Raw genomic sequence first — 7,702 nt, forward strand, 5'->3', positions numbered from 1 at the left:
CCGCCGCGGACCTCCCACACAGCCCCACCCCCCCGGGACGCCGCCGGCCGGGCGCGGCCGAGCCGCCGGCCGCCCCACGACCGAGCGCCCCGCCACACGACGAAGGGCCCCACCCGCCATGACCAGCGCTGACAGAGTCGGCTCCGCCCCCCGCCCGTCCCGCCGAGGCTTCCTCGGCGCCGCCGTCGCCGCAGCCGCCGCGGTCACCGGCGGCGGCCTGCTGACGGCCTGCTCCTCCGGCACCGGCCGCGCCGGCGGCAAGGGCGGTGTCGCCACCGGCAGTGCCCTGCAGAACGCCCTGCCCGCGTTCGTGGCCTCCACCCTCGTGACCCCGGACATCCCCGGCTCGAACGGCTCCACCCCGGCCTTCCTGAAGTTCCCCGCCGAACTCAAGGCCTCCGTCGCCGCGAAGCCCGGCAAGGGCGGCTCGTACACCTTCTTCACCCCGCTCTGGGGCTCCGACCCGGGCAAGGGCAGCAAGTACTTCGCCGCGATGGACGAGGCGCTCGGCATCAAGGTGAACTGGCAGCTGCAGGACGGCGTCACCTACCAGGACAAGCTCGGCGCGGTGCTCGCCGGCGACAGCATCCCCGACCTGTTCTGCGTCCCCGGCTGGAACATCAACGGTCAGATCCCCAACGCCATCAGCGCCAAGGCCGCCGACCTCGGCCCGCACCTCTCCGGCGACAAGGCCAAGAAGTACCCCAACCTCGCCGCGATCCCCACCGACGCCTGGAAGATGTGCATGTTCGGCGGCAAGCTGCGCGGCCTGCCGATGCCCAACCGCCCGCTCGGCGGCGTCGTCCCCTACTACCGGGCCGACGTCTTCGCCGAGAAGGGCTGGACCCTGCCGAAGACCGCCGACGAGTTCCTCGCCCTCGCCAAGGAGATCACCAGCCCCACCGCCAAGGTCTGGGCCTGCGAGGACATGTGGTGGACGGCGCAGGTCATGTTCAACTGCGTCCCCGGCACCATGCCCGGCTACTGGAAGCAGCAGGACGGCAAGCTCGTCCACCTGATCGAGACCGACGAGTACGTCGAGGCGCTCTCCTGGACGCAGAAGCTCTACGCCCAGGGCAGCGTCCACCCCGACTCCGTCGCCGGCAAGGCCAACGACGCCAAGACCCGCTTCACCTCCGGCCAGTCGCTCATCATGAACGACGGCGACGTCATGCGCGGCATGATGAACGAACAGGCCAAGGCCAACCCGAAGTTCCGCATCAAGCCGATGGACTTCTTCGCCCACGACGGCGGCAAGCTCGAGCTCTACATCGGTAACCCGGCCGGCATCTTCAGCTTCCTCTCCGCCAAGCTGCCCGCCGAGAAGATCGAGGAACTGCTCGCCGTCGCCGACTACGCCGCCGCGCCGTTCGGCAGCAAGGAGTTCGTCCTCGAGAAGTTCGGCGTCGAGGGCGTCCACTACAACCGCGACGCCTCCGGCACCCCCGTGCAGACCGACCTCGGCACCAAGGAGGTCCTCTCCTCCTACGAGTTCGTCGCCTCGTCGGCCGCCACCATCGCCTGGCCCGACCAGCCGCAGGCCGCCACCGACTTCGCCAACTGGATGGGCCGGATGATGGCCTTCGCCAAGAAGCCGCTCTTCTACGCGATGCAGATCCAGGAGCCGAGCCGCTACGCCTCGCTCTACACCCCGTTCGACGACCTGCAGAAGGACGTCGTGCGCAACCGCAAGAAGATCTCCGACGTCAAGGACGCGGTCGACAACTGGCGCAAGAACGGCGGCGAGGAACTGCGCGCCTTCTACCAGGACATCCTCGACAAGTCCTCCAGCTGACCGCGCGCCGGCCGCGCCGGCGCACCCCACGACATGCACTACGGCCGCCCGGTGGCGCATCGCACCGGCGGCCAGGGCGGAGCACCCACCATGACCAGCAGGGCCCCAGCAGCCGACCGGCCGGCACCGCCGCCGGCCCCACCCGCCGACAGCCGACCCGCGGGGCCCGCCGTACCCCGGCGCGGCATCACCCGCAGGCAGCGGCTGCGCCGCGACCGCACCCTGCTGCTGATGACCCTGCCCGCCGTCGGCCTGCTCCTGGTCTTCAACTACGTCCCGCTGCTCGGCAACGTCGTCGCCTTCCAGGACTACGACGTCTACGGCGGCGGCATCACCGGCAGCGCCTTCGTCGGCTTCGAGAACTTCGCCGCCGTCTTCGGCGACGCCCGGTTCTGGGAGGTGGTCGGCAACACCCTCTCCATCACCGCCGTCCAGCTGCTGCTGTTCTTCCCGATCCCGATCGCCCTCGCGCTGCTGCTCAACAGCGTGATGAGCGGCCGGCTGCGCACCCTCGTGCAGAGCGTCCTCTACCTGCCGCACTTCTTCTCCTGGGTGCTCGTCATCACCGTCTTCCAGCAGATGCTCGGCGGCGCCGGCCTGATCGCCCAACTGCTGCGCCGGCACGGCGTCGAGGGCTTCGACCTGATGACCGACCCCACCCTCTTCAAGTACCTGCTGACCGCCCAGTCCGTCTGGAAGGACGCCGGCTGGGGCGTCATCGTCTTCCTCGCCGCGCTCAGCGCCGTCTCCGACGAGCTGTACGAGGCCGCCGCCGTCGACGGCGCCGGCCGCTGGCGGCGGATGTGGCACGTCACCCTGCCCGCGCTGCGCCCGGTCATCGCGCTGCTGCTGGTGCTGCGGGTCGGCGACTCGCTCTCCGTCGGCTTCGAGCAGATCCTGCTGCAGCGCGACGCGGTCGGCGTCGGAGTCTCCGAGGTGCTCGACACCTACGTCTGGTTCCGCGGCATCCGCAGCGGCGACTTCAGCTACGCGGCGGCGGCAGGCCTGGTCAAGGGCCTGTTCAGCCTCGGCATGGTGCTGCTGGCCAACAAGGCCGCCCACAAGCTGGGCGAGCAGGGGGTGTACGCCAAGTGACCACCGCACCCGCGACCACCGCGCACCCGACCGCCGCGGCCGGGCTCCGCCCCTCCCGGCCCGGCGCCCGCCCCGCCTGGGAGGAGGAGGCCGGGCCCGTCGGCAAGGGCCTCAAGGGCCTCACCCTGAGCGGCATCTGCCTGCTCGTCCTCGGCCCGCTCTGGGTGGTCGTCGTCACCAGCCTCTCCGACGCCGCGACCGTCACCGACGCCGGCGGCCTGGTCGTCGTCCCCGGGCACCTGACCGTCCGCGCCTACGCCGAGGTGCTCTCCGGCGGCGCCGTCACCCGGGCCGTGCTGGTCAGCACCGGCATCACCCTGGTCGGCACGGCCGTCTCGATGACGGTGTCGGTGCTCGCCGCCTACGGCCTCTCCCGGCCCGGCAGCTTCGCGCACCGGCCGATCCTCGCCATGATGATGATCACGATGTTCTTCGGCGCCGGCCTGATCCCCAGCTACCTGCTGATCCAGAACCTCGGCCTGATGGACAGCTACTGGTCGCTGATCCTGCCCGGCTGCGTCTCGGTGTTCAACCTGCTCGTGCTGCGCTCCTTCTTCATGGGCACCGCCCCCGAACTCGTCGACGCCGCCCGGATCGACGGCGCCGGCGAATGGCGGATCCTGTGGCAGGTCGTGCTGCCGCTGTCCCGCGCGGTCGTCGCCGTCATCTCGCTGTTCTACGCGGTCGGCTACTGGAGCTCCTGGTTCAACGCCTCGCTCTACCTCAACGACCAGAGCCGCTACCCGCTGCAGAACGTGCTCAACTCCTTCGTGCTGCGCCACCAGGCCCCCACCGGCATGTCACAGGCGATCAACACCGGTGCGGTGCCCGGACTCTCGGTGCAGATGGCGGTCATGGTGATCGCCCTGGTGCCGGTCGTCTGCGTCTACCCGTTCGTCCAGAAGCACTTCCAGAAGGGCATGCTGATCGGCGCCGTGAAGGGCTGACCAGCGACAGGCTCGGAGCGTGTTTCAAGACGCACGGGTGCCTCAGGGGCGCGTGGGGGCACCTCCCGGCCGAAGGCCGGCGGAGGACTGCGCAATTCGGATGCGAGCCACCGCGGGGCCCCGGCAGTCGGATTCCTCAGGAGCACCACTCCCGGACTGCGCAGTTCCCCGCGCCCCTTGGGGCTGACCAAACGCCTTTGAAGAGACCCCGTAGCACCGGACCACTGAGATCCGAAAGGACCCCCCATGCCGTCCCTTGCCGACACCACCCGTGGCCGGATCCTGTTCGGCGGCGACTACAACCCCGAGCAGTGGCCCGAGGAGACCTGGGCCGAGGACGTCCGGCTGATGCGCGAGGCCGGCGTCACCACCGCGACCGTCGGCGTCTTCTCCTGGGCGCGGCTGGAACCGGTGCCGGGGGCCAGGGAGTTCGGCTGGCTGCGGCGCGTCCTCGACCTGCTGCACGAGGGCGGGATCGAGGTCTGCCTGGCCACCCCCACCGCCTCCCCGCCGCCCTGGCTCGGCGAACTCCACCCCGGCACCCTGCCGGTCACCGCCGAGGGCACCCGTCTGCACTGGGGCTCGCGCAACCAGTGGTGCCCGTCCTCCGCCGACTACCGCCGCCACGCGCTCGCCCTGGTCGAGGACCTCGCCGCCGCGTTCGGCCGCCACCCGGCCGTCCGGATGTGGCACGTCAACAACGAGTACGGGCCGGTCTGCCACTGCGAGGAGACGGCCGGGCGCTTCCGGGACTGGCTGCGCAAGCGGCACGGCGGCCTGGACGCCCTCAACGAGGCCTGGGGCACCGCCTTCTGGAGCCAGCAGCACAGCAGCTGGTCCACCGTCGGGCCGCCGCTCGCCGCCCCGTACCTGCCCAACCCGGCGCAGGTGCTGGACTTCCGCAGGTTCTGCTCCGACGTGCTGCTGGAGTGCTTCACCGCCGAACGCGACGTGCTCCGCCGGCACAGCCCCGACCTGCCGGTCACCACCAACTTCATGACCCTCTACCCGCACGTCGACTGCTGGGCCTTCGCCGCCGAGCAGGACGTCGTCTCGCTCGACGCCTACCCCGACCCGGCCGACCCCCGCGCCGCCGTCCGGGCCGCCCTCGGCCAGGACATGACCCGCTCCCAGGCCGGCGGCCCCTGGGTGCAGATGGAGATGGCCGCGTCCGCCGTCAACTGGCGCGGCGTGAACCGGGCCAAGCCGGTGGAACGGCTCCGCCTGGAGGCGCTGCAGGCCGTCGCCCGCGGCGCCGACGGCCTCTGCTTCTTCCAGTGGCGGGCCTCCCGGCAAGGTGCCGAGAAGTTCCACTCCGCGCTGCTGCCGCACGCCGGGACGGACACCCCGCAGCACCGGGCCGTCCGCGCACTCGGCCGCGAACTCCCGCTGCTCGCCGAGGTGGTGGGCACCGAGGTGCACGCGGAGGTGGCCGTCGTCTTCGACTGGCCGAACTGGTGGGCGCTGGAGCAGCGCGGCCGCCCCTCCGACCGGGTCGACCTCGCCCCGCTCGCCCTCGCCTGGCACGGCGCCCTCTGGGACGCCCACCTCACCGCCGACTACGTCCACCCGGAGGCCGACCTCACCCGCTACCGGCTGGTCGTCGTCCCCAACCTCTACCTCGCCTCCGACCGGGCCGTCGAGAACCTGGTCGCCCACGCACGCCGCGGCGGTACCCTGGTCGCCGGCTTCTTCACCGGTGTCGCCGACGACCAGGACACGATCCGTCCCGGCGGCATGGACGGACGGTTGCGCGACCTGCTCGGCGTCCACCCGCTCGAGTGGCGCCCGCTCGACGCGCCCGCCGACCTCGCAGGCGGCGGCACCGCGGACCTGTGGAGCGAGGAGCTGCGCCTCGCCCAAGGCACCGAGGTGATCGCCTCGTTCGCCGACGGCATGCCCGCCGCCACCCGGCACGGCCGCGCCCACTACCTCGCCACCCTGCCCGAACCCGCCGTCCTGCGGCGGCTGCTCGCCGGCGCCGCCGACGCCGCCGGCGTGCACCCCGAACTGCCCGGCCTCCCCGACGGAGTGGAGGCCGTCCGGCGCGGCGGACTGCTCTTCGTGCTCAACCACACCGCCGCCCCGGTGCACCTCCCCCTGTCCGGCCCTCACCGGAACCTGCTGACCGCCCGCGACACCGCCGCCCTGCAGCTCGCCCCCCACGGCGCAGCGGTGCTGCGACCCATGTGACCCGACAGGACTCCGCCATGCCCGACGCCCCCACGCACGGCATCCACGACACCGCACCCGCCGCCCGCTGGGAGGACGCCTACCTCGGCGGCAACGGCCGGCACGGCGTCCTCGTGCACGGCCGCACCGAGGACGAGCAGCTGGTGATCACCCACCACGACCTGGTCCGCCCCGACCCGGCGAGCGGCGCCGAGCCGCCGCTGCTCGCCCCCGTGCTCGCCGAGGTGCAGGACGCGCTGCTGGCGGGCCGGCAGGCGGAGGCGGTGGCCGCGTTCGGCGGCGACTGGGAACCCCGGTACGTGCAGTCCTTCCACCCCGGCTTCGCCGTCCGCGTCCGCCGTCCGGCCGCCGAGGCCGACGGCTACCGGCGCACCCTGGACCTCCGCACCGGCGTCGCCGCCGCCGAATGGCACGAGGCGGACGGCTGGTGGCGCTGCGAGACCTTCGTCTCCCGCGCCGACGACGTGGTGGTGCACCTGCTGACCGCGCCGAGCGGCGGCGCCGTCGACGCGGAGGTCTGCCTCGACACCCGGCTGCCCGGCGCGCCCGAGGAGCTGCGGGCCGCCGTCCGCTCGGTCTACCGCCCCGCCGAGATCCCCGCGCCCGAGACGGACGCCCCGCGGGACACCGCCCTGCTGCGGCTGCGCGTCCGCTACCCCGACAGCGAGCTCGGCTACCGCGGCGCGACCCGGCTGCTCGCCCCCGGCGGCACCGTCCGCTGCGACGGCCCCCGGGTGCACGTGAGCGGCGCCCGCCAGCTGCTGCTGCTCACCCGCACCGCCCGCGGCCCGGTCGCCGAACCCGACGGCTGCCTCGGCCGGCTGGACACCGGCCTGTACGCGCTGTCCGAGGACTACGAGCTGCTGCTGCAGCGCCACCTCGACCTGCACACCGAGGCCTACGACCGGGTCGCCCTCGACCTGCACGCCCCGGCCGCGGACCGCGAGCTGCCCGTCGCCGAGCTGCTGGCCCGCCAGGAGGCCGACCCGTCGACGCTGCAACTCGCGCTGCTGGAGTCGCTGTTCGCCGCCGGCCGGTACCACCTGCTGGCCTCCTCCGGGGAACGCCCGCCGCGGCTGTGCGGTCTGTGGACGGGCGACTGGGGGAGCGCCTGGGGCGGTGCGTTCACCACCAACGCCAACCTCAACCTGCAGCTCGCCGGTGCCGCCGCGACCGGCCTGCCCGAGGCCTCGCTGGCGCTCGCCGCCCTCGTCCGCGACCAGCTGCCGAACTGGCGCACCAACGCCCGCCGGCTCTACGGCACCCGCGGCGCGGTCGCTCCCGCGCACACCGACGGCACCAACGGCCTGCAGTACCACTTCAACCACAGCTGGGCGCACCACCTGTGGACGGCCGGCGCCGACTGGCTCCTGCACCCGCTGCTGGAGCACGCCGAGACCACCGGGGACACCGCCTTCCTCACCGGCGAGCTGCTGCCCGCCCTGCTGGAGACCGCCGCCTTCTACGAGGACTTCCTCACCCGCACCGGCCCGGACGGCCGGATCGCCGTGGTGCCCTCCTACTCACCCGAGAACCACCCCGTCGACCCGGCCACCGGCGAGGCGACGCCCGCCGCCGCCTCGGTCAACGCCACCATGGACATCGCCGCCGCCCGGCACGCGCTCACCGCCGCCGCCGACCTCGCCGACCGGCACCGCGCCGCCCCCGCCGC

5 protein-coding genes are annotated in these 7,702 nt (G+C 73.0%); all 5 read left to right on the forward strand.

Going from position 1 to position 7,702, the window contains the following annotated elements:
• Positions 1–118: 118 nt before the first annotated feature.
• Positions 119–1,795: an extracellular solute-binding protein gene (locus tag ABZ641_RS20215; RefSeq protein WP_359983553.1), complete on the forward strand. Its 1,677-nt coding sequence runs from the start codon at positions 119–121 to the stop codon at positions 1,793–1,795.
• Positions 1,796–1,885: 90 nt separating this feature from the next.
• A complete protein-coding gene (locus ABZ641_RS20220) occupies positions 1,886–2,890 on the forward strand; it encodes an ABC transporter permease subunit (RefSeq protein ID WP_359983556.1) in 1,005 nt (334 codons plus the stop codon).
• Positions 2,887–3,837 (forward strand): carbohydrate ABC transporter permease, encoded by a 951-nt coding sequence (locus ABZ641_RS20225; RefSeq protein ID WP_344623101.1) that lies wholly within the window; start codon positions 2,887–2,889, stop codon positions 3,835–3,837. The genes ABZ641_RS20220 and ABZ641_RS20225 overlap by 4 nt, the downstream gene beginning before the upstream one ends.
• Before the next feature lie 246 nt (positions 3,838–4,083).
• Positions 4,084–6,030 (forward strand): beta-galactosidase, encoded by a 1,947-nt coding sequence (locus ABZ641_RS20230; RefSeq protein WP_359983559.1) that lies wholly within the window; start codon positions 4,084–4,086, stop codon positions 6,028–6,030.
• 17 nt (positions 6,031–6,047) lie between these two features.
• A partial coding sequence (locus tag ABZ641_RS20235) for a glycoside hydrolase N-terminal domain-containing protein (RefSeq protein ID WP_359983561.1) occupies positions 6,048–7,702 on the forward strand: 1,655 nt, incomplete at its 3' end.

It is taken from the genome of Kitasatospora sp. NPDC007106, assembly GCF_040634455.1.
GTDB lineage: Bacteria > Actinomycetota > Actinomycetes > Streptomycetales > Streptomycetaceae > Kitasatospora > Kitasatospora arboriphila.